Source organism: Comamonas sediminis, from assembly GCF_041107495.1.
Lineage (GTDB): Bacteria > Pseudomonadota > Gammaproteobacteria > Burkholderiales > Burkholderiaceae_C > Comamonas > Comamonas sediminis.
This window is the reverse complement of record NZ_JBGBDC010000009.1, coordinates 115947-142370: the sequence shown is the minus strand read 5'-3', so window position 1 is coordinate 142370 and position 26424 is coordinate 115947. Positions and strand designations below refer to the sequence as shown.

The following is a 26424-nucleotide window of genomic DNA, read 5'->3' as shown; positions in this document are numbered from 1 at the left end:
AGGTTTCTTTTTGGACCCCATGCATGGCATGCCTGCATGGGGTTTTGTATTTTTTGGGGTGTTGTGAACGTGTTGTCTGTGTTGTTGCCGCTGCGGCGGCTGCCGCCGTTGGCGGCGGGCCGGGACCTGTGCCGCCAGGGTCTGTGCTGGGTTGTGCTGGGGCTTTTGGGTACGGAACAAGCGCTGGCGCAAAGCCGGGACCTGGCTGGAGGATCGAGCATCGTCTTTCAAGCGTTGGCCGTGCTGGATGCCTGGATGCCGGTGCTGCTGCTTGCCTGGTTGTTGGCGGGGGTACTGGTTTGGCGCTGGCTGCCGCGCAGGCAGACGGCAGTGCTGTATGCCGCCAAGCAGCCTGTGGGGGTGCCGTTGGTGGTGGCTGCCGGCTGCTTGCTGCTGTTTGCGATGCTGGCCTGGGTGGTCGTCTACCCGGAGCATTCGGGCCATGCCCGCTTGTTGGCCGCCGATGCAGCGGCCCAGCAATGGGCGCAAGACCATGTCTCGGCGCCGGGGCGGGAGCTGCTGCATGTGCTGACCGCTGCCGGCGATGTGCGCTGGCTGGCGGTCCTGGTGCTGCTGGTGGCGGGCGGGTTGGCGCTGGGTGGGCGGTGGCAGGCCTTGTGGGCCTGGGTGTTCTTTATCGGCCTCAATGGCCTGGCGGTACGCCTGCTGAAGAATCTGCTGGACCGCGCCCGCCCCGAGGTGCTGCATGAGATGCTGACGTCGGGTGCCAGTTTCCCCAGCGGCCACACCTCTGGGGCCGTCGTTGTCTATGGCCTGCTATGGCTGGTGCTGCGCGGCCGGCTCTCGCCCGCTGCGCGCCGCGTCCTCGCCTGGCTTTGTGGGGGACTGGTCGCCGTCATTGCGCTCAGCCGCATCCTGCTGCAGGCGCACTTTGCCAGCGATGTGCTGGCCGGCGCGCTGCTGGGCCTGGCCTGGTGTGCACTGGCGGCCCTGGTGCTGGGGCCGCGCGGGCGTGCAAATTGACAAAGAGAGGGCACAGGGTAGCGCTGTGACGCTATGCTTGCTGCCATGTCAGCTGCTGCCCATCCCTCCCTCTCTCTGTCCGAGCGCTTTGCGCTGTACCTGGATCTGATTCGCTTCAACCGGCCTGCCGGCTGGCTGGTGCTGGTCTGGCCCACCCTGGTGGCGCTGTGGGCGGCGTCGGGGGGCTTTCCGGGCTGGCACCTGGTGCTGGTGTTTGTGCTGGGTACCTTTTTGATGCGCAGCGCCGGCTGCTGCATCAATGACATTGCCGACCGCAAGTTCGACCGCCATGTCAAACGCACCGCGCAGCGCCCCATCACGACGGGCAAGATTTCGGTGTTCGAGGCGGCGATGGTCGGCGTGGTTCTGACCTTGCTGTCGCTGGCGCTGGTGCTGACCACGCGCTGGGAGGCGGTGGCCTGGTCGGTGCCTGCGGTGCTGTTCACCATCCTCTACCCCTTTACCAAGCGTTTTTTTGCAATGCCGCAGGCGTTTTTGGGCATTGCGTTCAACTTTGGTGTGCTGATTGCATTTGCCGCGGTGCAGGGCCAGGTGCCGATGATGGCCTGGCTGCTGTGGCTGGCCAATATGTGCATGGTGCTGGCCTATGACACCGAGTACGCAATGGTGGACCGCGATGACGATCTGAAGATCGGCATGAAGACCTCGGCCATCACCTTGGGCCGTTTTGATGTTGCCGCGATCATGGCTTTCTTTGGGGTGTGCCTGGTTCTGACAGTGCTGGCGCTGGCGCCGCTGCAGTTGGCCTGGCCCTGGTGGCTGGGCGTGGCTGCGGCTGCAGCGCAGATGCTGTGGCACTACAGCCTCATCCGCCAGCGCACGCGCGAAGGCTGTTTTACCGCGTTCAGCAAAAGCCACTGGATTGGCGTGAGCCTGTTTGCCGGTGTGGCGCTTGCCTTTGCGCTGTGACCGGGCTGTGACAGTGGCGGCGGTGTCGGTTTTTGGGAACGCTTACAGATTCTGACACGGAGCTTTCATCGGCAGCGGCGACAAAGAGGGGTTGTTTGCCACTCCCTCTACTGCTGCCATGTTTGCTCTTCGCTCCATTTCGTCTGCCTGCCGCGCCAGCGTGCGGGCGTCCCAGGGTCTGTCACTGGCAGCTGCCTTGCTGCTGGCGGCCAGCGTGCTGCCCGCGTCGGCCCAGACCACGCTGGCGGCCGGAGACGTCGCTGTCGTCGGCTTTGCCTCGGACGCGCCGGACTCCGTCAGCCTGGTGTTGCTGCGCGATATCGAAGCGGGCACCGAGATTCGCGTCACCGACAATGGCTGGACGAATGCGGGCGCGTTTCGCACCGGTGAAGGTGTGCTGATCTGGCAGGCCACGGAGGCGCTGTCTGCCGGTACGGTCGTCAAGATCAGCGCGGCTGACACCAAGCCTGCGGCCAACCATGGCACGGTCAGCGCCTCGGGCAGCTTCAATCTGGCCGCCGGCGGCGACAGTGTGCTGGTCTACCAGGGCTCAGAAGCGGCACCGCAGTTCGTGTTCGCGCTGAACAATGTGACCGCTGGCAGCTGGGACAGCAATGCCAGCAACTCCAACACCTCGGCGTTGCCGCCTGGCCTGGTCAACGGCAGTACCGCCATTGCGCTGGTCAAGCAAAACAATGTCGCCTACGACAGCACCAAGGGCGCCATTGAGGGCACGGCGGCCGAGCTGCTGGCAGCGATCAGCCAAGCTGCCAACTGGACGGGCAATGGCACCGCACCGGCGGCCCTGACCGTCATCGATCCAGGTGCCGGCGAGACGGCGATGTTCACCCCGCTGCCGGCGACCCAGGCGGGCAGCTCGGACGCCTCTGCCGCCGTCGCGCTCGACGACCGCTACATGGTCGTCGGCGATGACGAAGGCAATGTGCTGCGCGTCTACCCCCGCGGCGGCGGCGTGGCGGTCAAGGAATGGGAATTTGGCAGCCTGCTGGGTTTGAGCAAGGAGCTCGACCTGGAGGCGGGCACCCGCATTGGCAACACCTTGTATTTCACCGGTTCGCACAGCAACAAGTCCGATGGCAGCGAGGCAGACAACCGCGAGCACCTGTTTGCCGTCGATGTGGCGGGCACCGGCGCCACGACGGAATTCAGCTTCAAGGGGTCTTACGGCGGTCTGGAGGGCTTGCTGAACACCTGGGACAGCAGCAATGCCCATGGCAAAGGTGCCAACTACTACGGCTTCGTGGCTTCGTCGGCGGACAAGGTGCCGCCCGAGTCGCCAGCCGGCTTCTCGATCGAAGGCATGGCGGCGACCGCAGACGGCCAGCTGCTGCTGGGTTTCCGTGCGCCGCTGGCCAGTGCGCAGCTGCGCAACCGCGCGCTCGTCATCCCGATCACCAACCCTGCTGCGATGGTGGCGGGCACCGCGCCGGTACTGGGTGCCGCCATTGAGCTGAACCTGGGCGGGCGCGGCATTCGCGACATGCAGCGCACCGAGGATGGCAAGTTCCTGATCCTGGCGGGCCCACCCGGCAAGGCCGATGCGGCCGTGAACACCAACTTTGCCTTCTTTGTCTGGAACGGCCCGGGCACCACCGATGTGCAGCAACTGGACAATGTGCTGGACAACCTGCTGCGCACCACTGGTGGCAGCTTCGAGACCCTGGTCAGCCCCCTCAGCACGGCCAAGGGCACGACCGTCCAGCTGCTGCAGGACAACGGCGACACCATCTGGCCTGGCAAGGGCTCGGTGTCCAAGGACCTGCCTTTTGCGGACCAGCAGTTCCAGGGCAATACCGTCAAGCTCGGCGGCCCCGCCGCTGCCGACACCACCGCCCCCGTGCTGCAAAGCAGCAGCCCGTTGCAGAACGCGGTGGACGTCGGCAAGACCGCCGTGGTGCGCCTGCAGTTCAGCGAAACGGTGCAGCGCGGCAGCGGCAGCCTGTCGCTGCTGGAAGACGGCAACCTGATCGCCACCGTGCCGATGACCGATGCGCAAGTGGCCATCGATGGCAGCGCAGTGCGCTTTACGCGCAGCGGTGGCTACCAACCCGGCAAGCGCTACAGCCTGGTGCTGCCCGCCGCTGCGGTGCTGGACATGGCTGGCAACGCACTGGCGGCCGAGCAAAAGCTGGACTTTACCGTCAGCAGCGCGGTGGCAGCCAGCGCCAAGGTGCTGGTCTCCGAGGTCAACTCCAACGCCGATGGCGGCGATTTCTTTGAGCTGTTCAACTACGGCACGACCCCCGTGGACCTGAGTGGCTGGGGCTGGACCGACAGCAGCGGCGCGCTGCCCAGCGCCTTCCCTGCGGGCACCAGCCTGGCAGCAGGTGCGCGTCTGGTGGTGCTGAACGAGACCACGCCGGAAGCCTTCCGCACGGCCTGGGGTCTGCAGGCCAGTACTGCCGTCATCCTGGTGGCCGGCCAAGGCCTGGGCAAGGGCGATGCGGTGCTGGTGTATGACGCCAATGGCTACCTGGCTGCGGCGATGAACTATGGCAGCAAGGCGCTGACGGCGACCGATGGCTCGACCGTGGCGCCGGCGAAGAACCCGAGCGGCACAGCGGTATCCACCAGCGACCACGCGGGCGCTGCGGTGCGCAATGCCGGCACAACGGTGGGCAATGGCGTGTCCGCCGTCTGGGATGGCAAGTCCACTGCAGAGCCGCGCTACACCGCTGCGGCGGTCGGTGTGCTCGATGGCTTTGCCCAGCCCTCGAATGGTGCCAATATCGGCTCGCCCGGCTTGGCGCAGAACCTGGCACCGGTCGCCACCACCCCCATCTCGGCCGTGCAGGGTTCGGGTGACGCCTCGCCACTGGTGGGCCAGAGCGTGACGGTGCGCGGCATCGTGACCGCCTACCTTCCGGACCTCAGCGGTTTCTACATCCAGTCGCTGCCCGAAGACGACGACCACAACGCCGAGACCTCCGAGGCCGTGTTTGTGTACTACGGCAGCACGCCCATTGCCGGCATCAGTGCCGACAGCGTGGGCCAGGCTGTGCAGCTGACCGCCACGGTCAGCGAGTACAAGGGCTTGACCCAGCTGGGCGGCAGCATCCTGAACTTCAGCGTGCTCCATGGTGGCGCCAAGCAGGCGCTGCCTGCCGTGGTGGCGCTGAGCCTGCCGATGCCCGCCTATGCGAACTGGGAACGCTACGAAGGCATGCGTGTGCGCATCACCGGCAGCACCGGCCCGCTGGTGGTGACGGACAACTACTACCTCGGTCGCTATGGCATGGTCACCTTGAGTGACAAGGACAAGCTGGTGCAGTACACCGAGCTGCATGTGCCCAGCATGACGGGTAACGCCGCCTACCTGGACACCGTCAAGCGCAGCCAAATCATTCTCGACGATGGCAGCAGCAAGCAAAACCCGGACGCCTTGCTGGGCCGGGGCGGCCAGGACCTAAGCGCCGGCAACACCTTGCGGGCAGGTGACAGCACCGCCGCGATCGAAGGCATTCTGGACCAGTTCATCGATACGGCGGCTGGCGCACACCAGACCAGCTACCGCGTGCAACCGCTGCAAAAGCCGATCTTTACCGGTGCAGCGCGCCCGACGGTAGCCGACCTCCAGCAGGCCATTGGCAGCCCGACGGTCAAGATTGCTTCGGCCAATGTGCTGAACTTCTTCAGCACCCTGGGCACGGCCAAGTTCAACAACCCCTATGGCGATTCGCTGGAAGGCCGTGGTGCCGACAATGCGGCCGAGCTGACCCGCCAGACCGACAAGATCGTCAGCAACCTGCTGGGTCTGGACGCCGATGTCTACGGGCTGATGGAAATCCAGAACAATGGCTTTGACACGACCAGCGCGCTGGCGACCTTGACCCGGGCCCTGAACGCCAAGCATGGCAGCGAGGTCTATGACTATGTGAAGGGCCCCTTCAATGCCGGTGGCGCCAAGACGGCCGTGGCGGCTGGCCATGATGCCATCTCGGTGGCTGTCATCTACCGCAAGGACCGTGTCAATCCCGTGGGCGTGCCTGCGGTGCCCGATGAGGCGCAGTACGATGCCTTCAATGCCACCTATGGCAACCGCGTGCCGCTGGCCCAGACCTTCGAGAAGACGTTGGCGAGCGGCGGCAAGGACCAGTTCACCGTGGTGGTCAACCACCTGAAGTCCAAGGGCAGCGTCAATGACCCGGACATTGGTGACGGCCAGGGTGCCAACAACCAGTCGCGCAAGCGTGCCGTCGAGCAACTGCAAACCTGGCTGGCGGGCAACCCGACGCAAGCGGGCAATGGCAAGAACGTGCTGATGGGCGACTTCAACGCCTATGCCAAGGAAGAGCCGATCTCCTTCCTGGAAAGCCATGGCTACCAGAAGCTGGGCGCTGGCCAGTATTCCTACGGCTTCCAGACCCTGTGGGGATCGCTGGACCATGTGCTGGTCAGCTCGGCGCTCGCCAGCCAGGTGAGCCAGGTGGTGAAGTGGCAGATCAACGCAGAAGAGCCGCCGGTCCTCGACTACAACACCAACTTCAAGAGCGCCGCGCAGGTCTCGTCGTTCTATGCGGCCGATGCCTACCGCTCCAGCGACCACAATCCGATTGTGCTGGGCCTGAACCTGGAAGGCGCGCCGGTCGGTCCGGAGCCCGAGCAGAACTTTGATGTGGCGCTGCCAGCGTCCGGCGGTGGCGGCAGTGCTGCAGTGCAGTGGAGCAGTGCCGACGCCTGCCGTCTGGCCCAGGCCCCCGTGGCCGTGGCTGCTGCATCGCTGGGTGCGCTGCCCCAAGGCCTGAGCGTGCCTTACGGCGCTCTGCAGTGGACAGCCACGGGCTGCGCCATGGGTGGCAATGGCACGATGCGCATCAGTTACCCATCGGCCCTGCCGGCCCATGCCAAGTACTGGAAGTTCGGTCCCACCAAGGCCAACACGACCCCACATTGGTACAGCCTGCCATCGACGGTGAACGGCAATACGCTGTCCGTGCAGATCGTAGACGGTGGGGATGGCGATGACGACATGATTGCCAACGGCCAGATCAGCGATCCCGGTGGCGCCGGCTGGCTGGCCGATGTGCCGGTGGATCCAGGCACTCCGGGCGTGGGCCAGGCACGGCCCGTGCCGGCGATGGGCCTGTGGAGCCTGCTGGGTCTGAGCGGGCTGCTGGGTTGGCTGGCTGCCGGCCGCCGCCGTCTCGGTCTGGCGCGTTAAGCGCAGCGCGCCGTTGCAGCGCGGAGCAGGACGTTGCTCTCCTTCCAGGACCTGCTTGCAGGTCCTTTTTTGATGCCCGATTGCAGGCCTGTGTGAGGCGGAGGCCGGGGTGCAGCGGGAGAGCGGCACACAAAAAAGCGGCCATCGATAGATGGCCGCTAACACTGGAGTCGCAGGAAAAAAACGTTCAATTTTCCGAAGCAGGGTGGACTGCTTCGAAAAAATGTCTCAAATCATGGTGTTGTGTAAGGTAGAGTTTAATCCAAAGTGTCAAACACTGCATCATCCGGGCCTACAAAAGCCGGAGAGCGCCAGGTGACATCCCGCAAATTGCGGGCAATCTGGTTCTCCACACCCATCAAAACGGCAAACAAAGCCATGCGCACAGGGATGCCATTGTCGGTCTGGCGGAAGATGGCCAGGCGGGGGTCCAGGTTCAAATCGGTCGACAGATCATTGGCGCCGGCCCGGGCATCGCGCGGCAGCGGGTGCATGATGATGGTGTCGGGTTTGCAGACGGCATCGACCAGCGATTTCTGCACCTGGAACTCCGGCGTGTAGCCCTCGATGTTCTCACCGGCAAAGCGCTCTTTCTGGATGCGCGTGGCATAGACCACGTCGGCGCCCTTGAGGTCCTGCAGCGAGGTGGAAACCTCCACCACATGGCCATTGGTCGAGGCCAGCTCGATCAGGTAGGCAGGCATCTCCAGCGAGCTGGGCGAGATCAGGGTGAACTTCATGCCCTTGTAGAGCGACAGCAGGCGGATCAGCGAGTGCACCGTGCGGCCATATTTGAGGTCGCCGACCATGGCGATATGCGCGCCGTCCATCAGCTTGCCCAGGCGGGAGAACTCGCGCTGGATCGTGTACATGTCCAGGATCGCCTGGCTGGGGTGCTCACCGGGGCCGTCGCCCGCGTTGATGACGGGGATATTCGTCGCACGTGCAAATTCGGCCACCGAGCCTTGTTCGGGGTGGCGGATGACCAGCGCATCGACATAGCCGGCCATCACGCGGCTGGTGTCATAGATCGATTCGCCCTTGGCCATCGACGAGAAGGTAAAGCCGGTGGTATCGCAGACCGAGCCGCCCAGGCGGCTGAAGGCGGCGCCAAAGCTCACGCGGGTGCGGGTGCTGGCCTCAAAGAACAGGCTGCCCATGACGGCGCCTTCGAGCACGCGGCAGACCTTGTGGCGGCGGGCAATGGGTTGCATCACATCGGCGATGCGGAACAGCTCTTCGAGGCTTTCGCGCTCCAGCTGGGCCACCGACAGCAGTTGCGGACGGCCATCGGCAGACATGCGCTCGGCCAGCGGACGGTGGTGTTTCTGGGCATCGTGACCTGCGGCTTCACGGTACAGAATCTCGGAGACGAACTTCTGCGCCATATCGGGCATGGCGCGCGCTTCGCCAGAAGCCTCGGGCAGCAACCAGGTATCCAGGGTGCGGCGGCGCACGCCCAGGCGCTCGGCAAATGCGTCGCGCGTCAAGTTCAAACGGCGCATTGCGTCGCGAAGAAAATCCTGTTGGCTGTCCATGGGCCGTGCTCCGATGCAGAGGAATGAATGCGGCCGAATTATACGCTTTGCGTTTGACTTTTGTGTGAAATATACGCAATGCGTGATTGCATTTGTGCAAAGTTGCAGCCGAAGGACCGGCGGCGCCTGCCTCTCGCTGAGGGCAGGCGCTACGGCGCTGGCCTAGCCGCCGAATTCGTCGCCCAGCGCCTTGGCGCGGCGCTCGGCAGCGTGCATCGCGCCGATGAAGTGGGCGGCGATATCGGCGCCGCGCATATGCTCCAGCGCGGCAAAGGTGGTGCCGCCCTTGCTGGTGACGCGCTCACGCAGCACCGCTGGCGCTTCGCCCGACTGCGCCGCCAGCGCGGAGGCGCCGCTGAAGGTGCCAATCGCCAACTGCAGTGCCTGCTCGGCGGGCAGTCCCATCTCGACACCGGCTTGCTGCATGGCTTCGAGGAAATAGAAGACGTAGGCGGGGCCCGAACCCGACAGGGCCGTGACTGCATCGAGCTGCGATTCTTGCTGCACCCAGACCAGCTGGCCCGTGGTGGTGATGATCTGCTCGGCCAGCTGCTGCTGGGCGGCGCTGACCTGCGGGCGGGCAAACAGCCCCGTCATGCCCTGGCCGACCAGGGCCGGGGTGTTGGGCATGGCGCGCACGATCTGGTCATTGCCCAGCCACTGGGCAATGCTGTCGCTGCGGATGCCGGCGGCCACGCTCAGGTGCAGCGCATGGCGGCTGTGGTCGGCGACGGCGGCCGCTGCCTGGGCGAAGGTTTGCGGCTTCACGGCCCAGACGACCACCTGGGCCTGCGCCAGGCTGCTGTCGGCGGCCGGCAGCGCGGTGATGCCAAACTGCTGCTGCAGGGTCTGGCGCTGGGGTTCGTAGGGTTCGACCACCTGGATGCGGTCTTTGGGCAGGCCCTGGCGAATCAGGCCGCCGATGATGGCGCTGGCCATGTTGCCACCGCCGATGAAGGCGATGGCGGGGAATTGGGACAGATCGGTAGTGGACATGGCGGCAGGTGCAAGCAAAGAAAGGGTGGGCAGAGCCAGCGCGGCTGGCGTGGCTGCCACTATAGCGGCGGCCTGCCCAAAGCTCAAACCGGTTGCATGGCAAGCCATACGGGGCGCACAGGTTTTGCTATCAATTTCAATTGCGATGCGATTGGCCTGCGTTGCCCGCAGGGGCCGCGCAGGCCGGTGTTTCGACCAGCGCCAGGAACTGCGTGACCTGGGCCGGGTTGAAGTTGTTGTCGCTGACCAGCAGCAGCACCCGCTCGCCACTGGCCAGGCGCGGCCCCCAGGTCATGCCTTCGAGGTTGTCCACCGTTCGCAGCCCCAGCTGCGCAAAATCCAGCAGCAGTTCTTTGTGGGCGGGGGTGTATGCGGCGCCGTGTAGCGCATCGATCGCCAAGGTGTCGCTGGCCTCCTGGGTGTTGATGCGGTAGAGGCGCGCGGAAAAACCGGCTCCCAGCACATAGGCGCGCTCCAGCACCAGCAAATGGTCGGGCCCATCGGCCAGGATCTCGCTGACGCCATTGATGGCAATGAGCGGCAGCAGCAGGTTGTCCTTGGGCAGCGCGTCGGGGATGTAGGCAATCTGCCGAATCGGCTGCTGGCTGGCCAGGTCGTACTGGGTGATGCGCAGCGGCCCGCCGATCTGGCCACGGCGCGGTAGCGGGCCGTCCTGGCGCAGCGCGCCCTCCATCGATAGCCACAGGCTGCGCTGGTCCTCGCTGATCGCGATGCCTTCCAAGGTCATGTTGTTGCGCGGGCCCCGGCCCGTCTCTGGCTGGAGCGGGCCTTGCAGCAGTGCGGGCAGGGGCCAGGTGTGCTGCCAGCTGCCATCCAGCCCGGCTTGCTGCAAGGAGGGGCCAAAGCCCCGCGCAAAGTCGCCTTCGCTGCTCCAGACCACACTGCGCCCGCCCGGCAGCAGCCGCAGTGCCTCGGGGTCAGGCACCGGCGTATCGGCCGTGGCAGTGCGGCTGCTGGGGTAGGGCGCGCCCGCCGGCGTGCGCAGGTACTGCTGCTCGACGATGCTGACCTGCTGCAGGCCACTGGCGTCATAGCGGATGCGGGCCCGGTACCAACGGGCGCTGTCCTTGGCCGAGCGGTCGTCGCTCACCAAGTAGTAGCTGTCATCGGCTGGACGGTAGTCAATCGACGAAAGGCCGCCGACCTGCGTGCCGGCCCAAAGCGTATCCAGCGGCCAGCGCTGCTCGCCCAGCAGTTGCAGGGCCGGGCGGTCCGGGGTGTGGCAGGCGGCGGCGCCGGGGGACGGGATCGAGGGGGAGAGCGGTGCCTGGGCGGGTTCCGGAGAGGTCTTGCAGCCCGCTACCAACAGCACCAGAACGGAGAGTGACAGGGCCTTGAATAGACCGAACGAATAATGTATTTGGATATTGATTTTCATAGCATTTTTTGCAAGTGTAGCGCGCCTGTTGCACCGGCAATTGTTGACATTTTCAAACGCGACTCGCTCCTTATCATCTCGGCTACTGAGACCTGTATGTGTGTGCGTTGCATGCCGCGGGTCTGACTGATGAAGGGGTAAACACAATGACATCCAACCTGCAGAAATGGTCGGCGGAGTGCCTCGGTACGTTCTGGCTGACGTTTGGTGGTTGCGGCAGCGCCGTGCTGGCCGCTGCCTTTCCCGAGGTGGGTATCGGCCTGCTGGGCGTGTCGCTGGCCTTTGGTCTGACGGTGCTGACGGGTGCCTATGCCTTTGGTCCGATTTCGGGCGGCCATTTCAACCCAGCAGTCTCGGTGGGCCTGACGGTGGCCGGGCGCTTCAAGGCATCGGACCTGCCGGGCTACATCATTGCCCAGGTGCTGGGCGCGATTGTGGCCGCTGGCCTGCTGTACCTGATTGCCAGCGGCAAGGCGGGTGCCCAGGTGACCGATCTGGCGACCAATGGCTTTGGTGAGCACTCGCCAGGCAAGTTCTCGATGCTGGCAGCGCTGCTGACCGAAGTGGTGCTGACGGCCGTGTTTCTGCTGGTGATTCTGGGCTCGACCACGAAGAAGGCGGCCGTGGGCTTTGCCGGCATGAGCATTGGCCTGTGCCTGACCTTGATCCACCTGATCTCGATTCCGGTCACCAATACCTCGGTCAACCCCGCCCGCAGCACGGGCCCGGCGCTGTTTGGCCCGTCGATTGCACTGGAGCAGCTGTGGCTGTTCTGGCTGGCCCCGATCGTGGGTGCCGTGATTGGTGCACTGATCCACCGCGCCTTGCTGCGTGGCGATGAGGACTGAGCCAACGCCTTGAAGGCATAGACAGAAACAGGGGCTGCGGCCCCTGTTGTCGTTTTGAAGCGCGGCGGTTTTATCGTGCCGTGGTCTGGCGCACCGCCTGCTCCCAGCGCGCCATCAGCGCATCGGCGCGCGCCTTGTCCTGCGTGGGCATGAAGCGGCGCTCGGCCTTCCACAGCGCCGACAGCTCTTCGCTGTTCTGGTAGATGCCGGTGGTCAGGCCTGCCAGGTAGGCGGCGCCGAGGGCCGTCGTCTCCACACAGGCGGGGCGTACCACCGGAATGCCCAGCAAATCGGCCTGGAACTGCATCAGCAGGTTGTTGACGCTGGCGCCTCCATCGACCCGCAACTCGCTCACCGGCTGGCCGCCGTTGGCGACGGCATCCAGGCTCATCGCCTGCAGCAGTGCCGCGCTTTGGTAGGCAATGGATTCCAGCGCAGCCCGCGCAATATGGGCCACCGTGGTGCCCCGGGTCAGGCCGGTGATGGTGCCGCGGGCATCGGCATCCCAGTAGGGGGCGCCCAGGCCGGTAAAGGCGGGCACCATCATCACGCCGCCGCTGTCAGGCACGCTCTCGGCCAGCTGTTGCACCTGACCGCTGTGCTCGATCGCGCGCAGGCCATCGCGCAGCCATTGCACGACCGCGCCGCCGACAAAGACACTGCCTTCGAGCGCGAACTGGGGCTGGCGGTCCGTCTGCGCGGCGCTGGTGCTCAGCAGGCCATTGCGCGAGGGGTGGAATTGGGTGCCGGTATGCATCAGCATGAAGCAGCCGGTGCCATAGGTGTTCTTGGCCATGCCCGGCGCAAAGCAGGCCTGGCCGAACAGCGCGCTTTGCTGGTCGCCGGCCATGCCACCGATGTGTATCGCAGCGCCCAGCACCTGGGCGGCGGTATCGCCAAAATGGCTGGCGGAGGGCTGCACCTCGGGCATCAGCGAGCGCGGGATGTTCAGCAGATCGAGCAGATCCTGGTCCCAGGTGTTGCTGTGCACATTGAAGAGCATGGTCCGGCTGGCATTGCTCACGTCGGTGACGTGGCGCTGGCCCTGCGTCAGCTGCCAGACCAGCCAGGTGTCGACCGTGCCGAAAGCCAGCTCGCCACGCTCGGCAGCGGCGCGGGCGCCCGGTACATGGTCCAGCAGCCACTGCAGCTTGGTGCCCGAGAAATAGGCATCGACCAGCAGGCCGGTCTTTTGCTGGATGCGCTCGGCATGGCCGTCGGCGCGCAGCTGGGCACAGACGGGCTCGGCACGGCGGTCCTGCCAGACCAGGGCGTTGTGGATGGGCTGGCCGGTCTTGCGGTTCCAGACGATGGTGGTCTCGCGCTGGTTGGTGATGCCCAGGCTGGTCACCTGGCTGGCGCTGATGCCTGCGGTTTTCAGCGCTTCCTGCGCCGTCGCCAGCTGTGTGCCCCAGATCTGCATCGGGTCGTGCTCCACATGGCCGGGGCGCGGGTAGATTTGCGGCAGTTCGCGCTGCGCCTGGGCCACGATGGCGCCGTGGCGATCAAACACAATGGTGCGGGAGCTGGAGGTGCCCTGGTCCAGAGCGAGCAGATAGGTCATGTCTCAAAGCCGGTCTGAGCCGGTAGATCAGTCAGTTCAACAAAATGCTTCGGAAGGTGCCTGGCCGTCAGGCGACGGTGCAGCGCACATGGGCTTCCTGCAGCAGCCGGGGGAAGGGGTCGGGCGGCGGCGCATCGGTAAACAGCCGGTCGATGCGCGACAGCGGGCCGACTTCCACCATCGCCGGGCGGCCAAACTTGCTGTGGTCAGCGGCCATCCAGACTTCGCGTGCCTGGTCCATGATGGTCTGGGCTACCTTCACTTCGCGGAAGTCATAGTCGCGCAGGCTGCCATCGGATTCAATGCCGGATATGCCGATCAATGCGATGTCCACGCGGAACTGGCGGATGAAGTCCACCGCCGCCTCGCCAATGATGCCCCGGTCCCGGCCGCGCACCACGCCGCCGGCGACGATGACTTCGCAATCGGGGTTGCTGCTGAGCGTGGCTGCCACATTGAGGTTGTTGGTGATGATGCGCAGACCCCGGTGCTGCATCAGCGCGCGGGCAATGGCCTCGGTGGTGGTGCCGATGTTCAGGATCAGCGAACAGTTGTGCGGCACCTGGGCAGCGACGGCCTGCGCAATGCGGGTCTTGCCATCGGCGTTGAGGGCTTCGCGCTGCTGGTGGGCCAGGTTCTCGGTGGTGGAGTTGGGCACGCGCACGCCGCCATGAAAACGGGTGAGCACCCCTGCCTCGGACAGCCGCTGCACATCGCGGCGCACGGTCTGCAAGGTCACCCCCAGGAAAGCGGCCAGCTCCTCGACGGTGGCCGCGCTGCGGCGTTGCACTTCCTGCAAGAGCAGCAGTTGGCGCGGGTTGCTGTTGTTGAGCTCCGTCATGGCGTAGATCCGAAACGAATGAAAACGAAAACTCCCGCCAATATAGTGCAAAACGCAACAGGTCGGCAGCATGGCGGCCGCCTGCACCGTGTGGAGCTACCGCAGCAGCCCATGGCTGGCGCGAGGTTTTGTCATCAAGCTGGCACGACACGCTGGCATGCTGCAGCGCTGATATCCGGGCGTTCCGCGCCAGCAAATTTGGCGATAACGAACAAAAAAGATCAAAAACGAATAAAATTGAGAGACAAAAGCGCAAAAGCGAATCCCGCTTCCAGGCTTTGGCACCTTGCCCCAGGCCTGGCCGGTTCAGGAGCGGGGCAACTCTCAGACCTACATTTCAATTTCGCATGTCCACTGCTGCTGCACCGCTGTCCGTTCACCGTACCGATCTGCTGGCCCGTCTGGGCGCCACGCCGGTGTTTGACCTGGTGGTGGTCGGAGGAGGGGCCACCGGCCTGGGGGTGGCGCTGGATGCCGCTGCGCGCGGCTTCAAGGTGGCGCTGCTCGAGGCGATGGACTTCGCCAAGGGCACCTCGTCGCGGGCTACCAAGCTGGTGCATGGCGGCGTGCGTTACCTGGCCCAGGGCAATATCGCGCTGGTGCGTGAGGCGCTGCACGAGCGCACCACCTTGCTGAACAATGCGCCGCATATCGCCCAGCCGCTGGCCTTTGTGATGCCCTCGTACAAGCTGCTGGATACGCCGTTCTATGGCGTCGGCCTCAAGATGTATGACGCGCTGGCAGGCAAGGCGGGCCTGGGCTCCACCCAGTTCCTCTCGGCAGGCGCCACGCGCCGACTGCTGCCGACCGTGCAGGACAAGGGCCTCAAGGGCGGGGTCAAATACTGGGATGGCCAGTTCGACGATGCCCGCCTGGCCCTTGCGTTGGCCCGCACCGCTGCAGCCAAGGGGGCCTTGCTGGTCAACTACTGTCCGGTGATGGAGCTGATCCAGGAGGATGGCCGCGTCGCCGGCGTCATTTGCAAGGATGCGGAGTCCGGCCAGCGCTATACCGTGCGCGCCCGCTGCGTGGTCAATGCCACCGGGCCCTGGGTCGACCACCTGCGCCAGCAGGATGCGGAGCTGATGGGCAAGCCCGTCAAGCCCATGGTGGCGCCCAGCCAAGGGGTGCATCTGGTGGTGGACCGGGATTTCCTGCCGTCCGACCACGCGCTGCTGGTGCCCAAGACCGCCGATGGGCGCGTGCTGTTCGCGGTGCCGTGGCTGGGCAAGGTGATCCTGGGCACGACCGACACCCCGCGCCATGACCTGGCGCGCGAACCCCGTCCGTTTGACGAAGAGCTGAAGTTCATTCTCAGCGAAGCCAGCAAGTACCTCAGCCGTGCGCCGACCATGGCCGATGTGCGCAGCATGTGGGCCGGCCTGCGCCCGCTGGTCAAGCCGCAGGATGACGATGGCGAGAACACCAAGGGCATCAGCCGGGAGCACACGGTGCTGACCAGCAAGTCCGGCATGGTGACGGTGACCGGCGGCAAGTGGACCACGTACCGCGCGATGGCCGAAGACGTGCTGGAGGCCTGCTTTGATGCCCAGCGTCTGCCACGCAAGCCCGGTGGGGTGACGGTCAAGCTGCCGCTGGTCGGCACGCCAGCGTCGGGCCGCGCCCAGCACAGCATGCACATGGCCCAGGGCATGCATTCCTATGGCAGCGAGGCGGAATTCGTTGCAGCCTTGCCAGGCGCCGATGTCTGGCTGGCCAATGGCCTGAGCGAGGCGATGGTGCGCTTTGCTGCACGCTATGAATATGCGCGCACGGTGGAAGACGTGCTGGCCCGCCGCAGCCGGTTGCTGTTTCTGGATGCGCGCCTGGCGGCCAAGCTGGCACCGCGCGTGGCTGCCATCCTGCAGGAAGAATTGGGGTCGGATACGGCGCTGACGGCCTTTCTGGTGCTGGCGCAGCAGTACGCCGGCGAAAAAGTGGCGTAAAAATACCAATTTACCACTGGTTTGGTTGCGCACTCTTGACGGAGTGTGCTAGCTCTGCCAGAATAGAGGGCTTCGCGTTTAATGCGCGAGGTTTCTGCCCAGGAGAAGCATCGTAAATGGTTGCGGTGTGGACGACGGGCCCAAGACTGACTGGCTGCTTGGCTGTCCATGAAGATTAATTCTTATTGGGCTGTCTGGTCTGCTGGTGCAAGTTGGGAATATTGAAATGATCCAGACAGAATCTCGACTCGAGGTTGCCGACAATACCGGCGCGAAGTCTGTCCAGTGCATCAAAGTGCTGGGTGGTTCGCACCGTCGCTATGCGAGCGTTGGTGACATTATCAAGGTGAGCGTGAAAGAAGCTGCTCCACGTGGCCGCGTCAAAAAAGGCGAGGTTTACAGTGCTGTGGTGGTGCGTACCGCAAAGGGTATTCGCCGTGCTGACGGTTCGCTCGTCAAATTCGATGGCAACGCCGCTGTGTTGCTCAACGCCAAGCTGGAGCCTATCGGCACCCGCATCTTTGGCCCCGTGACCCGTGAACTGCGTACCGAAAAGTTCATGAAGATCGTGTCGCTGGCCCCCGAAGTTCTCTAAAGGAATAGCACTATGAACAAGATTCGCAAGGGCGACGAAGTTATCGTGCTGACCGGCCGTGACAAGGGCAAGCGTGGCGTTGTGACGCTGCGTGCGGACGACTCCCACCTGGTGATCGAAGGCATCAACATGGTGAAGAAGCACGTCAAGCCAAACCCCATGAAGGGCACCAACGGCGGTATCGTGGAAAAGGCCATGCCTATCCACCAATCCAACGTGGCTATCTTCAATGCGGCAACCGGCAAGGCTGATCGCGTGGGCATCAAGGTGAACGCCGACGGCGCACGTGTTCGCGTGTTCAAGTCCAATGGCGCTGATATCGCAGCCTAAGGAGTAAGACATGGCAAACGTTGCACGACTGCAAAAACAATACCGTGAGCAAATTGCTCCCGAACTGATGAAGAAGTTCGGCTACACCTCCTCGATGGAAGTGCCTCGCCTGACCAAGATCACCCTGAACATGGGTGTGAGCGAAGCCGTTTCCGACAAGAAGGTGATGGACAACGCCGTGGCTGACCTGACCAAGATTGCTGGTCAGAAGCCTGTGGTGACCAAGGCCAAGAAGGCTATCGCCGGTTTCAAGATCCGCGAAGGCCAAGCTATCGGCTGCATGGTGACCCTGCGTGGCGTTCAGATGTATGAATTCCTGGACCGTTTCGTGACCGTGGCTCTGCCCCGCGTGCGTGACTTCCGTGGTATTTCTGGCCGCGCCTTTGATGGCCGTGGCAACTACAACATCGGCGTCAAAGAACAAATCATCTTCCCTGAAATTGAGTACGACAAAGTCGACGCACTGCGTGGTCTCAACATCAGCATTACGACGACTGCGAAGAATGACGACGAGTGCAAGGCACTGTTGCAGGCTTTCCGCTTCCCGTTCAAGAACTGAGGTGATGCATGGCTAAACAAGCACTGATCCAACGCGAACTGAAGCGTGAAAAGCTGGCTGCCAAGTACGCAGCCAAGTATGCAGAACTGAAGGCCATCGCCGGCGACGCAAAGCGTTCCGACGAAGAGCGTGATGCAGCCCGTCTGGGCCTGCAAAAGCTGCCTCGCAATGCAAACCCCACTCGTCAACGTGCACGTTGCGAAATCACGGGTCGTCCCCGTGGCACTTTCCGTCAATTCGGTCTGGGCCGCGCCAAGATTCGTGAACTGGCATTCGTCGGCGCCATCCCTGGCGTGACCAAGGCCAGCTGGTAAGCAGTCAGGAGATTAAACATGAGCATGAGTGATCCAATCGCTGACTTGCTGACCCGTATCCGTAACGCACAAATGGTGTCCAAAGCCACCGTGCTGGTTCCTTCGTCCAAAGTGAAGGTTGCCATTGCACAGGTTTTGAAGGACGAGGGTTACATCGATGGCTTCGAAGTGAAGACCGAAGATGGCAAGTCTGAACTCGCAATTACCTTGAAGTACTACGCTGGTCGTCCAGTGATCGAGCGTATCGAGCGCGTGAGCCGTCCTGGCCTGCGTGTGTACAAGGGCTGCACTGCAATTCCTCAAGTCCAGAACGGTCTGGGTGTTGCAATCGTGACCACGCCCAAGGGTGTGATGACCGATCGTAAAGCGCGCGCTGCCGGTGTCGGCGGTGAAGTGCTTTGCTATGTGGCTTAACGCGGCATTGAAGGAGAAATACTGACATGTCCCGTGTAGCAAAAATGCCTGTGAGCATCCCCCAAGGTGTGGATGTCTCCATCAAGGAAGACCAAATCAGCGTCAAGGGCGCCGGCGGCACGCTGCTGCTGACCCCCAACGCCCTGGTCAAGGTTTCCAACAACGACGGTAAGCTGGCTTTCGAGCCGGTGAATGACTCCCGTGAAGCCAATGCCATGAGCGGCACCATGCGTCAGCTGGTGAACAACATGGTGGTTGGTGTGAGCAAGGGCTTCGAGAAGAAGCTGTCGCTCGTCGGCGTGGGTTACAAGGCCGCTGCTTCTGGCAGCAAGCTGAACCTGAGCGTTGGTTATTCCCACCCAGTCAACTTTGAAATGCCTGCTGGCATCACCGTGGCCACCCCTACCCCTACGGAAGTGGTGATCAAGGGTGCTGACCGCCAACGCGTTGGTCAGCTGGCAGCCGAGATTCGTGCCGTTCGTCCTCCCGAGCCTTACAAGGGCAAGGGCATCCGTTATGCGGATGAGAAGGTCACGATCAAAGAGACTAAGAAGAAATAAGGAGCTGCATCATGTTGAACAAGAAACAGCAGCGTCTTCGTCGTTCCCTGCAAACCCGTATCCGCATTGCCAACCAAGGCGTTGCGCGTTTGACGGTGAACCGTACGAACCTCCATATCTATGCCACGATCATTTCCGGCGACGGCACCAAGGTGATTGCAACCGCATCTACGGCAGAAGCCGAAGTGCGCAGCAACCTGGGCGCAGCTGGCAAGGGTGGCAACACCGCCGCAGCTACTCTCATCGGCAAGCGCATCGCTGAAAAGGCGAAGGCAGCTGGCGTTGAGAAGGTTGCATTCGACCGTGCAGGTTTTGCCTACCACGGCCGCGTCAAGGCTCTGGCTGATGCAGCCCGCGAAGCCGGCCTGCAGTTCTAAGCGGAGTGGATAGAAATGGCTAAATTTTCCCCCAAAGTGCAAGACGAAGGTCGTGACGACGGTTTGCGCGAAAAAATGATCGCGGTCAACCGCGTCACCAAGGTTGTGAAGGGTGGTCGTATTCTCGGCTTCGCTGCACTGACCGTGGTTGGCGACGGTGACGGCCGCGTTGGCATGGGCAAGGGCAAGTCCAAGGAAGTGCCTGCTGCCGTGCAGAAGGCTATGGAAGAAGCCCGTCGCAACATGATCAAGGTGTCGCTGAAGAACGGCACCCTGCATCACACCGTGATGGGTCACCATGGCGCTGCCAACGTGATGTTGGCTCCTGCTCCCAAGGGTACCGGTATCATCGCCGGCGGCCCCATGCGCGCCGTTTTCGAAGTTCTGGGCATCACCGACATCGTGGCCAAGAGCCATGGTTCGTCGAATCCCTACAACATGGTTCGCGCCACTTTCGACGCTTTGAACAATTCCACGACCCCTGCGGAAGTGGCTGCAAAGCGTGGCAAGTCGGTTGAAGACCTGTTCGTCTGATCGGAGTCACTATGACAACGCAACAAACTGTGAAGGTCCAACTGGTGCGTAGCCCGATTGGTACCAAGCAAGACCACCGCGCCACTGTGCGTGGTCTGGGTCTGCGCAAGCTGAACAGCATCAGCGAACTGAAGGACACCCCCGAAGTGCGCGGTATGATTAACAAGATCGCCTACCTGGTGAAGGTTCTCTGAAAGGATTGATGATGGAACTCAATAGCATCAAGCCTGCAGCAGGTGCCAAGCACGCCAAGCGTCGCGTGGGTCGCGGTATCGGTTCGGGTCTGGGTAAGACCGCCGGCCGTGGTCACAAGGGTCAGAAGTCGCGTTCGGGTGGCTACCACAAGGTAGGCTTCGAAGGCGGTCAGATGCCTTTGCAGCGTCGCCTGCCCAAGCGCGGTTTCAAGTCCACCACGTTGAAGTTCAACGCCGAAGTGTCCCTGGCTGCTCTCGAGCTGCTGGGTGCTGCGGAAGTGGATCTGGCAGTGCTCAAGCAAGCTGGTCTGGTTGGCCAACGCGCCAAGGTCGTCAAGGTGATCAACACCGGTGCACTGTCCAAGGCTGTCAAGCTGAACGGCATTGGCGCCACCGCTGGTGCCAAGGCTGCGATCGAAGCTGCTGGCGGTAGCCTCGCCTAACCCTTTCTGAAAGATTCATCAGTGGCTACGAACACCGCAACTATTGCAAAGACCGGTAAATACGGCGATCTGCGTCGTCGTTTGGTTTTTCTGTTGCTGGCGCTGATCGTCTACCGCATCGGAGCTCACATTCCGGTGCCTGGTATCGATCCCAACCAGTTGCAGCAGCTGTTCAATAGCCAACAGGGTGGCATCCTCAACCTGTTCAACATGTTCTCGGGCGGAGCGCTCTCGCGCTTCACCGTGTTTGCACTGGGGATCATGCCGTACATCTCGGCATCGATCATCATGCAATTGATGACCTACGTCGTCCCGACATTCGAACAGATGAAGAAAGAGGGCGAAGCCGGCCGTCGCAAGATTACCCAGTACACCCGTTACGGTGCCCTGGCGCTTGCGCTGTTTCAGTCGCTCGGCATTGCCGTGGCACTGGAAGGCACTGCCGGTTTGGTCCTCAGCCCTGGTTTCGGGTTCCGTCTTACCGCTGTGGTCAGCCTGACCGCCGGTACGATGTTCCTGATGTGGCTGGGTGAACAGATCACCGAGCGTGGTTTGGGCAACGGGATCTCGATCCTGATCTTCGCCGGTATCGCTGCGGGTCTCCCCAGCTCCATCGGTGGATTGCTCGAATTGGTGCGTACTGGTGCGATGAGCATCATTGCCGCGATCTTCATTGTTCTCGTAGTGGCAGCCGTGACGTACTTCGTCGTGTTTGTCGAGCGTGGACAGCGCAAGATCCTGGTGAACTATGCGCGCCGTCAGGTTGGAAACAAGGTGTATGGTGGCCAGTCTTCGCACTTGCCACTGAAGCTGAACATGGCTGGTGTGATTCCTCCCATCTTCGCTTCGTCGATCATCTTGCTGCCTGCCACTGTTGTGAACTGGTTCAGCGCTGGCGAATCGATGCGTTGGCTCAGGGACATTGCTAGCACGTTGACCCCCGGTCAGCCGATCTATGTGATGTTCTATGCCGCAGCGATCATCTTTTTCTGCTTCTTCTATACGGCCTTGGTTTTCAACAGCCGCGAGACGGCCGATAACCTGAAGAAGAGTGGTGCCTTTATTCCCGGGATTCGACCAGGGGATCAGACAGCACGTTATATTGATAAGATTTTGGTGCGTTTGACGCTTGCGGGTGCTGTTTACATCACCTTCGTGTGTCTGCTGCCAGAGTTCTTGATCCTGAAGTACAACGTTCCGTTCTATTTCGGTGGCACTTCCTTGTTGATCATCGTGGTGGTGACCATGGACTTCATGTCCCAGGTCCAGAATTACATGATGTCTCAGCAGTATGAGTCGCTTCTGAAGAAGGCGAACTTCAAGGCCTCAGCCAAAAACTGAGATCGACAGGAAAGTGTGCCCTCCAGTCTGTTCGGGCTAAATATTTGAAATGCCGTCACAGACTGGAGCGGATGGAAGTTTTAGGAGAATGAAATGAGAGTTTCAGCTTCGGTAAAGAAGATTTGCCGTAACTGCAAGATCATCCGTCGCAAGGGTGTCGTACGCGTGATCTGCACCGACCAGCGCCATAAGCAGCGCCAAGGTTAATCTAAAGTATTAGAGGACACAAATGGCACGTATTGCTGGTATTAACATCCCTCCGCACAAGCATGCGGAGATCGGCCTGACCGCTATCTATGGCATCGGTCGCACCACCGCTCGCAAGATCTGCGAAGCTGCTGGTATCGACTACGCCAAGAAAGTCAAGGATTTCTCGGACGCTGATCTGGAAAAGATCCGCGACGCCATCGCTCACCTGACCCTGGAAGGTGACCTGCGCCGTGAAACCACGATGAACATCAAGCGTTTGATGGACATCGGCTGCTACCGCGGTTTCCGTCATCGTCGTGGTCTGCCCATGCGTGGTCAGCGTACCCGCACCAATGCCCGTACCCGCAAGGGTCCGCGCAAAGGCGCAGCGGCTTTGAAGAAATAAAGAGATTGAAGGTACACAATGGCTAAGTCTCAGAACAATGCAGCTGCACGTGTACGTAAGAAAGTTCGCAAGAACATTTCTGACGGCATTGCACACGTTCACGCTTCGTTCAACAACACCATCATCACGATCACCGACCGCCAAGGCAATTCCCTGTCTTGGGCTTCGTCGGGTGGCCAGGGTTTCAAGGGCTCGCGCAAGTCGACGCCTTTCGCAGCCCAGGTTGCTTCCGAAGTGGCCGGCCGTGCTGCCATGGAACAGGGCATCAAGAACCTGGACGTCGAGATCAAGGGCCCAGGCCCAGGTCGCGAGTCTTCGGTGCGTGCTCTGGGTGCATTGGGCATCCGCATCACGTCGATCTCCGACGTGACGCCAGTCCCGCACAACGGCTGCCGCCCTCAAAAGCGTCGTCGCATCTAACTCACCATAAGCCCACCGCCGCCAGTGCATGGTGCTCTGGCGGCTCCCGCATTTTTGCGGTAGCTGAAAAAAGGATATTCAAGTGGCACGTTTTATTGGCCCCAAGGGCAAACTTTCCCGCCGCGAAGGCGTAGACCTGTTCCTCAAGAGCGCACGTCGCTCGATCGCGGACAAGGTCAAGCTGGACACCAAGCCAGGTCAACACGGCCGTACCTCCGGCACGCGTACCTCGGACTACGGTCTGCAACTGCGTGAAAAGCAAAAGGTCAAGCGCACCTACGGTGTGCTGGAGAAGCAATTCCGCCGCTACTTCGCTGAAGCCGATCGTCGCCGTGGCAACACCGGCGCGAACCTGCTGAGCCTGCTGGAAAGCCGTCTGGACAACGTGGTGTACCGCATGGGCTTTGGCTCGACCCGCTCCGAAGCGCGTCAGCTGGTGTCCCACAAGGCCATCACCGTGAACGGCCAATCCGTCAACATCCCTTCGTACTCCGTGAAGGAAGGCGACGTGGTTGCTGTGCGCGAAAAGTCGAAGAAGCAAGCCCGTATCGTTGAGTCGCTGCAACTGGCCGGTCAAGTGGGTTTCCCCGCTTGGGTGGACGTGTCGGCTGACAAGGCTGAAGGCGTCTTCAAGAAGTCTCCAGACCGCGATGAATTCGGTGCTGACATCAACGAATCGCTGATCGTCGAATTGTATTCTCGTTAATTTCCCGGTCGTTTTCGACTGCGAAAGTGTATCCGTCCCAGAACCGCGAGGCATCGCGGTTCTGGTGCTTCACCAGCCTTACCGGTGTAACGAGCCGGGGGTATTGAGAGGAAGTTTGCATGCAGACCAATTTGCTGAAACCCAAGACAATTAACGTAGAACAGCTGGGCCACAATCGCGCCAAGGTAGAGCTGGAGCCGTTTGAACGCGGCTACGGGCACACGCTGGGCAATGCGCTGCGTCGTGTTCTGCTGTCCTCGATGGTGGGTTATGCAGCGACGGAAGTGACCATTGCAGGTGTGCTGCACGAGTACTCGTCTATCGACGGCGTCCAGGAAGATGTGGTCAACATCTTGCTGAACCTCAAGGGCGTGGTGTTCAAGCTCCACAACCGTGACGAAGTGACGCTGAGCCTGCGCAAGGATGGCGAAGGCGTAGTGACGGCAGCTGACATTCAGACGCCTCACGATGTAGAAATCATCAACCCTGATCATGTCATCGCCAACCTGTCGCAAGGCGGCAAGCTGGACATGCAGATCAAGGTGGAAAAAGGCCGTGGCTATGTGCCCGGTAACGTGCGCCGCTACGGTGACGAGTCGACCAAGTCGATCGGCCGCATTGTGCTGGACGCATCGTTCTCGCCGATCAAGCGCGTCAGCTACACGGTGGAATCCGCCCGTGTGGAGCAGCGTACCGATCTGGACAAGCTGGTTCTCGAGATTGAAACCAACGGCGCCATCGCTGCAGAAGATGCAGTGCGCTCGTCGGCCAAGATCCTGGTGGAACAGCTCGCCGTGTTTGCGCAGCTCGAAGGCGGCGCATTGGATGTGTTCGACCAGCCAGGCGGCCAGGCGCGCAACAACGCCACGTTCGACCCGATCCTGCTGCGTCCTGTGGACGAGCTGGAGTTGACCGTGCGTTCTGCCAACTGCCTGAAGGCCGAAAACATCTACTACATCGGTGACCTGATCCAGCGCACCGAAAATGAGTTGCTCAAGACCCCGAATCTGGGTCGCAAGTCGCTCAACGAGATCAAGGAAGTTCTGGCTTCCCGTGGTCTGACCCTGGGTATGAAGCTTGAAAACTGGCCACCAGCCGGTTTGGAAAAGCGTTAAGTTATAATGGAGAGCTCTCCCAATGGTGGGGGAGCTCAATCGTAGTGCGTCGAACAGTACCTGATACGGCTGTTTGATTGAACCAATCTAAAAGGAAAAGCACCATGCGTCACGGACACGGCCTCCGCAAACTGAACCGCACCTCGTCTCACCGTAAGGCGATGCTGCAAAACATGATGAATTCGCTCATCGAGCACGAAGCCATCAAGACCACCGTTCCTAAAGCCAAGGAACTGCGCAAGGTGATCGAGCCCATGATCACGCTGGCCAAGGTGGACACCGTTGCCAACCGCCGTCTGGCATTTGACCGTCTGCGCAGCCGCGACAGCGTGACCAAGCTGTTCAATGTGCTGGGTCCTCGCTCGGCCAACCGTCCTGGCGGCTACACCCGTATCCTGAAGATGGGTTTCCGCGTGGGCGACAACGCGCCTATGGCCTATGTTGAACTGGTGGACCGCGCTGAAGAAGCCGGTGATGCCGCAGCTGAATAAGCCCTCTGCAGGTTCACGTTGAGAAAGCCCACTTCGGTGGGCTTTTTCTATGGTCGCGAGGTCTTGGCCGCCGTTGCCACACCCCTCTCCAGGCCAGATGGCACAAATAGTTTTCCAAATGATGACAAAGCGCTTCGTATTAAGGAAAACCCGCGCTATAATGCTAGTGCGCGATGGAGCAGTCTGGTAGCTCGTTGGGCTCATAACCCAAAGGTCGGAGGTTCAAATCCTTCTCGCGCAACCAGAACACCAAAAGCCAGCTTTCGAGCTGGCTTTTTTGTGGCCGGGTGCCGGGCACAGCCCTGCTGGAGCAGCCGGGCCAGCCTGCAAGGCGGCCCCCGATGGCTGCAGGTTCGAGCCGGCCAAGATTGCTATAAAAGTCGAAGCGCGAAAAATATGCGCTAAAAGCGCGCCCCGCCAAAATGCAGCCCCAAAGTCGCGCTATAATTGCGGTGCGCGATGGAGCAGTCTGGTAGCTCGTTGGGCTCATAACCCAAAGGTCGGAGGTTCAAATCCTTCTCGCGCAACCAGAACACCTAAAGCCAGCTTTCGAGCTGGCTTTTTTGTGTCCGCTTCACTGGTGTTGGGCTTAAACAGCGCGGGATGGGGCGCGGTATCGGCCCAGCGGCCGGGCGGAGACAGCACCTTCTCCGCCTTCGAGGGCCTTTGGCGGGGCCGCCGCGCGCGATCAATGCGCGTACAACTGCTCCAGCGAGCGAAAGCCCTTGACCTCGATCGGGTTGCCGCTGGGGTCATAGAAGAACATCGTCCACTGCTCGCCGGGCTCATCTTCAAAGCGCACCTGGGGCTCCAGCACAAAGCGGGTGTTGGCAGCGCGCAGGCGCTCGGCCAGCTGCTTCCAGTCCTCCAGTTTCAGCACCAGGCCAAAATGCGGCATGGGTACCTTGTGGTTGCCCACCAGCCCGGTATTGCTGGTCTCGAAAGGCTTGCCCAGGTGGCAGGAGATCTGGTGGCCAAAGAAATCAAAATCCACCCAGCTGTCGGTGCTGCGGCCCTCGGCGCAGCCGAGCGTGTCGCGGTAGAAGTGGCGTGCAGCATCCAGGTCGTGCACATGGAAGGCGAGATGGAAAAGGCTCTGCATGGTGGCGGGCTCAAAAGGCGGGTTGCAAGAGGGATCGTACACCGCTGCATGCGATTTATCACATAGGCAGGGCCTGCACAATCCGCTAAGCTGTGCAGCATACACC

General features: G+C 62.0%; 28 protein-coding genes and 2 tRNA genes. 24 read left to right on the top strand and 6 right to left on the bottom strand.

The window, feature by feature from the left end; all coding sequences use genetic code 11:
- The first annotated feature begins 63 nt into the window (after nucleotides 1-63).
- The 3 genes from AB7A72_RS19795 to AB7A72_RS19785 all read left to right on the top strand — a co-directional run bounded on the left by AB7A72_RS19795 (nucleotide 64) and on the right by AB7A72_RS19785 (nucleotide 7096).
- Entirely contained in the window at nucleotides 64-984 is a 921-nt protein-coding gene (locus AB7A72_RS19795; RefSeq protein WP_369460905.1) for a phosphatase PAP2 family protein, read from the top strand.
- 45 nt (nucleotides 985-1029) lie between these two features.
- Nucleotides 1030-1914, top strand: coding sequence for a 4-hydroxybenzoate octaprenyltransferase (gene ubiA, locus AB7A72_RS19790; RefSeq protein ID WP_312416890.1), 885 nt, complete (start codon nucleotides 1030-1032; stop codon nucleotides 1912-1914).
- A gap of 118 nt (nucleotides 1915-2032) precedes the next feature.
- Nucleotides 2033-7096, top strand: coding sequence for an ExeM/NucH family extracellular endonuclease (locus tag AB7A72_RS19785; protein ID WP_369460904.1), 5064 nt, complete (start codon nucleotides 2033-2035; stop codon nucleotides 7094-7096).
- Between the two features lie 257 nt (nucleotides 7097-7353).
- On the opposite strand, the gene AB7A72_RS19780 is transcribed toward AB7A72_RS19785, so the two are convergent.
- From AB7A72_RS19780 to AB7A72_RS19770, 3 genes are all read right to left on the bottom strand, one after another.
- Nucleotides 7354-8634 (bottom strand): aspartate carbamoyltransferase, encoded by a 1281-nt coding sequence (locus tag AB7A72_RS19780; RefSeq protein WP_133855846.1) that lies wholly within the window; start codon nucleotides 8632-8634, stop codon nucleotides 7354-7356.
- A 162-nt stretch (nucleotides 8635-8796) separates the two neighbouring features.
- Nucleotides 8797-9630 carry a pyrroline-5-carboxylate reductase gene (gene proC, locus AB7A72_RS19775; RefSeq protein ID WP_312416895.1) on the bottom strand — a complete coding sequence of 278 codons (834 nt, stop codon included), beginning with the start codon at nucleotides 9628-9630 and terminating at the stop codon, nucleotides 8797-8799.
- Nucleotides 9631-9766: 136 nt separating this feature from the next.
- Entirely contained in the window at nucleotides 9767-11029 is a 1263-nt protein-coding gene (locus AB7A72_RS19770) for an esterase-like activity of phytase family protein (protein WP_369460903.1), read from the bottom strand.
- Nucleotides 11030-11175: 146 nt separating this feature from the next.
- Between AB7A72_RS19770 and aqpZ the strand changes: the two genes are divergently transcribed.
- On the top strand, nucleotides 11176-11877 hold the full coding sequence (gene aqpZ, locus AB7A72_RS19765; RefSeq protein WP_239810513.1) for an aquaporin Z: 702 nt from the start codon (nucleotides 11176-11178) through the stop codon (nucleotides 11875-11877).
- A 70-nt stretch (nucleotides 11878-11947) separates the two neighbouring features.
- Here aqpZ and glpK read toward each other — a convergent pair whose 3' ends face one another.
- Together glpK and AB7A72_RS19755 are read right to left on the bottom strand one after the other, a co-directional pair.
- Entirely contained in the window at nucleotides 11948-13441 is a 1494-nt protein-coding gene (gene glpK, locus AB7A72_RS19760; RefSeq protein WP_239810514.1) for a glycerol kinase GlpK, read from the bottom strand.
- 67 nt (nucleotides 13442-13508) lie between these two features.
- A complete protein-coding gene (locus tag AB7A72_RS19755; RefSeq protein ID WP_239810515.1) occupies nucleotides 13509-14282 on the bottom strand; it encodes a DeoR/GlpR family DNA-binding transcription regulator in 774 nt (257 codons plus the stop codon).
- 347 nt (nucleotides 14283-14629) lie between these two features.
- On the opposite strand from AB7A72_RS19755, the gene AB7A72_RS19750 reads away from it, so the two are divergent.
- The 20 genes from AB7A72_RS19750 to AB7A72_RS19655 all read left to right on the top strand — a co-directional run bounded on the left by AB7A72_RS19750 (nucleotide 14630) and on the right by AB7A72_RS19655 (nucleotide 25746).
- Nucleotides 14630-16228, top strand: a complete 1599-nt coding sequence (locus tag AB7A72_RS19750; RefSeq protein WP_369460902.1) for a glycerol-3-phosphate dehydrogenase/oxidase — start codon at nucleotides 14630-14632, stop codon at nucleotides 16226-16228.
- A 226-nt stretch (nucleotides 16229-16454) separates the two neighbouring features.
- Nucleotides 16455-16823, top strand: a complete 369-nt coding sequence (gene rplN, locus AB7A72_RS19745) for a 50S ribosomal protein L14 (protein ID WP_027016133.1) — start codon at nucleotides 16455-16457, stop codon at nucleotides 16821-16823.
- Nucleotides 16824-16835: 12 nt separating this feature from the next.
- Nucleotides 16836-17153 (top strand): 50S ribosomal protein L24, encoded by a 318-nt coding sequence (gene rplX, locus AB7A72_RS19740; protein WP_133855839.1) that lies wholly within the window; start codon nucleotides 16836-16838, stop codon nucleotides 17151-17153.
- A 10-nt stretch (nucleotides 17154-17163) separates the two neighbouring features.
- Nucleotides 17164-17712 (top strand): 50S ribosomal protein L5, encoded by a 549-nt coding sequence (rplE, locus tag AB7A72_RS19735; RefSeq protein ID WP_133855838.1) that lies wholly within the window; start codon nucleotides 17164-17166, stop codon nucleotides 17710-17712.
- Between the two features lie 8 nt (nucleotides 17713-17720).
- The gene (rpsN, locus tag AB7A72_RS19730; protein WP_021028309.1) at nucleotides 17721-18026 is read left to right on the top strand and encodes a 30S ribosomal protein S14; all 306 of its coding nucleotides are present in this window, start codon (nucleotides 17721-17723) and stop codon (nucleotides 18024-18026) included.
- An 18-nt stretch (nucleotides 18027-18044) separates the two neighbouring features.
- Nucleotides 18045-18440 (top strand): 30S ribosomal protein S8, encoded by a 396-nt coding sequence (gene rpsH, locus AB7A72_RS19725; RefSeq protein ID WP_021028310.1) that lies wholly within the window; start codon nucleotides 18045-18047, stop codon nucleotides 18438-18440.
- Between the two features lie 26 nt (nucleotides 18441-18466).
- Entirely contained in the window at nucleotides 18467-19000 is a 534-nt protein-coding gene (rplF, locus tag AB7A72_RS19720; protein WP_027011216.1) for a 50S ribosomal protein L6, read from the top strand.
- Nucleotides 19001-19011: 11 nt separating this feature from the next.
- The gene (rplR, locus tag AB7A72_RS19715; RefSeq protein ID WP_021028312.1) at nucleotides 19012-19377 is read left to right on the top strand and encodes a 50S ribosomal protein L18; all 366 of its coding nucleotides are present in this window, start codon (nucleotides 19012-19014) and stop codon (nucleotides 19375-19377) included.
- Between the two features lie 15 nt (nucleotides 19378-19392).
- Nucleotides 19393-19911 carry a 30S ribosomal protein S5 gene (gene rpsE, locus AB7A72_RS19710; RefSeq protein WP_239810517.1) on the top strand — a complete coding sequence of 173 codons (519 nt, stop codon included), beginning with the start codon at nucleotides 19393-19395 and terminating at the stop codon, nucleotides 19909-19911.
- An 11-nt stretch (nucleotides 19912-19922) separates the two neighbouring features.
- Complete coding sequence (gene rpmD, locus AB7A72_RS19705; RefSeq protein WP_066475638.1) at nucleotides 19923-20105, top strand: 50S ribosomal protein L30; 183 nt, start codon at nucleotides 19923-19925, stop codon at nucleotides 20103-20105.
- 11 nt (nucleotides 20106-20116) lie between these two features.
- Nucleotides 20117-20548, top strand: a complete 432-nt coding sequence (gene rplO / locus AB7A72_RS19700) for a 50S ribosomal protein L15 (RefSeq protein WP_239810518.1) — start codon at nucleotides 20117-20119, stop codon at nucleotides 20546-20548.
- A gap of 21 nt (nucleotides 20549-20569) precedes the next feature.
- Nucleotides 20570-21889: a preprotein translocase subunit SecY gene (gene secY, locus AB7A72_RS19695; RefSeq protein WP_239810519.1), complete on the top strand. Its 1320-nt coding sequence runs from the start codon at nucleotides 20570-20572 to the stop codon at nucleotides 21887-21889.
- Between the two features lie 93 nt (nucleotides 21890-21982).
- On the top strand, nucleotides 21983-22096 hold the full coding sequence (rpmJ, locus tag AB7A72_RS19690) for a 50S ribosomal protein L36 (protein ID WP_003050535.1): 114 nt from the start codon (nucleotides 21983-21985) through the stop codon (nucleotides 22094-22096).
- Between the two features lie 22 nt (nucleotides 22097-22118).
- Nucleotides 22119-22484, top strand: a complete 366-nt coding sequence (gene rpsM, locus AB7A72_RS19685; protein ID WP_239810520.1) for a 30S ribosomal protein S13 — start codon at nucleotides 22119-22121, stop codon at nucleotides 22482-22484.
- A gap of 18 nt (nucleotides 22485-22502) precedes the next feature.
- Nucleotides 22503-22904, top strand: coding sequence for a 30S ribosomal protein S11 (rpsK, locus tag AB7A72_RS19680; RefSeq protein WP_021028318.1), 402 nt, complete (start codon nucleotides 22503-22505; stop codon nucleotides 22902-22904).
- Between the two features lie 82 nt (nucleotides 22905-22986).
- Entirely contained in the window at nucleotides 22987-23610 is a 624-nt protein-coding gene (rpsD, locus tag AB7A72_RS19675; protein ID WP_021028319.1) for a 30S ribosomal protein S4, read from the top strand.
- Between the two features lie 119 nt (nucleotides 23611-23729).
- Nucleotides 23730-24725, top strand: coding sequence for a DNA-directed RNA polymerase subunit alpha (locus tag AB7A72_RS19670; RefSeq protein WP_021028320.1), 996 nt, complete (start codon nucleotides 23730-23732; stop codon nucleotides 24723-24725).
- 104 nt (nucleotides 24726-24829) lie between these two features.
- Entirely contained in the window at nucleotides 24830-25216 is a 387-nt protein-coding gene (gene rplQ, locus AB7A72_RS19665) for a 50S ribosomal protein L17 (protein ID WP_021028321.1), read from the top strand.
- Nucleotides 25217-25383: 167 nt separating this feature from the next.
- Nucleotides 25384-25460: transfer RNA gene (locus AB7A72_RS19660), tRNA-Met, on the top strand.
- A 209-nt stretch (nucleotides 25461-25669) separates the two neighbouring features.
- Nucleotides 25670-25746 (top strand) — tRNA-Met (locus tag AB7A72_RS19655).
- 158 nt (nucleotides 25747-25904) lie between these two features.
- Here AB7A72_RS19655 and AB7A72_RS19650 read toward each other — a convergent pair.
- The gene (locus AB7A72_RS19650; RefSeq protein ID WP_369460901.1) at nucleotides 25905-26318 is read right to left on the bottom strand and encodes a VOC family protein; all 414 of its coding nucleotides are present in this window, start codon (nucleotides 26316-26318) and stop codon (nucleotides 25905-25907) included.
- Between the last annotated feature and the right edge of the window lie 106 nt (nucleotides 26319-26424).